The sequence below is a fragment of the Vibrio sp. Vb0937 genome, from assembly GCF_033338855.1.
Map to the genome: position 1 here is coordinate 1 of NZ_JAWOTK010000373.1, position 1,115 is coordinate 1,115.

1 protein-coding gene is annotated in these 1,115 nt (G+C 43.2%); it reads right to left on the reverse strand.

The window, feature by feature from the left end; translation table 11 throughout:
* Nucleotides 1–793, reverse strand: a 793-nt coding sequence (rluC, locus tag R7P67_RS25810) for a 23S rRNA pseudouridine(955/2504/2580) synthase RluC (protein ID WP_318086449.1), incomplete at its 3' end; no start/stop codon positions are given.
* Between the last annotated feature and the right edge of the window lie 322 nt (nt 794–1,115).

Consider the following 1,115-nt stretch of genomic DNA (forward strand, 5'->3'; position numbering starts at 1 on the left):
CAAAACGTCTATCTCCGTAACGATCATCCCATGCGATAGGATGTCCGGTGTACTGAGTATGCACACGAATTTGGTGAGTACGCCCCGTAATCGGGCTGGCTTGAATAAACGTCGCTTGCTCAAATTTCTCAAGAATTTTGAAACGCGTTTCTGATGGCTTACCGTTTGGGTTCACTCGTACAATACTGTTCACTTCATTCTTAAGTAGGGGGGCGTTCACAACTTTACAGCTGCTTTTCCATTGTCCCATCACTAAGGCGAAGTAAAACTTCTTCACCGTTTTTTCTCGTAACTGCGCTTGCAAATGGCGAAGCGCCGAGCGCTTTTTAGCAACCAGTAAAATACCCGAGGTATCTCTGTCAATACGGTGAACCAATTCGAGGAAGCGTGCCTGTGGACGCAATGCCCTTAATGCTTCAATTGCACCAAACTTCAAGCCACTACCACCATGCACTGCTGTACCAGACGGTTTGTTCAGAATCAGCATATGATCATCTTCATAAATGATCATATGTTCTAGTTCAGCAACCTTATTAAGTTTCGTGCTTGGTGCGACATCCTCTTCCTTTTTCTCAACCGTTACAGGTGGAATTCGGACTAGGTCGCCAGCTTTTAGTTTATATTCGGCTTTGATGCGCTTTTTGTTCACGCGCACTTCACCCTTACGCACGATTCGATAAATCATGCTCTTTGGAATGTCTTTTAATTGGTTACGCAAGAAGTTATCAATGCGTTGACCCGCCATGTCTTCGTCGATATCAACGAACTGGACTTGTGTTCTTATCTCGCTCATGCGCGCTATTGTAAACGTAAATCCGCGTGACTTCACATTATTCTTGCTGCAAAAGAAACACTTGTTGCGAGAATCTGCTCCGAAATACGCCAACCTTTTGTTTAGATTATTAAAACCCTTTCCCTCGTTCGGGTTTTGTTTTCTGTCTTTGGAAGTTTACGTGATTCAATCGCTTATTTAACAGCCAGTTATAAATTGGAAAGTTTGAGTTTAGCGGCAAATTTTCCATCGTTTGCGCTAAAGCAGATTGCTGATATCCACGCGCACTGCTATAGTTCACAGCTGGTAAGGAAGGTTTGGTTATATTTTATTCACTACCAAT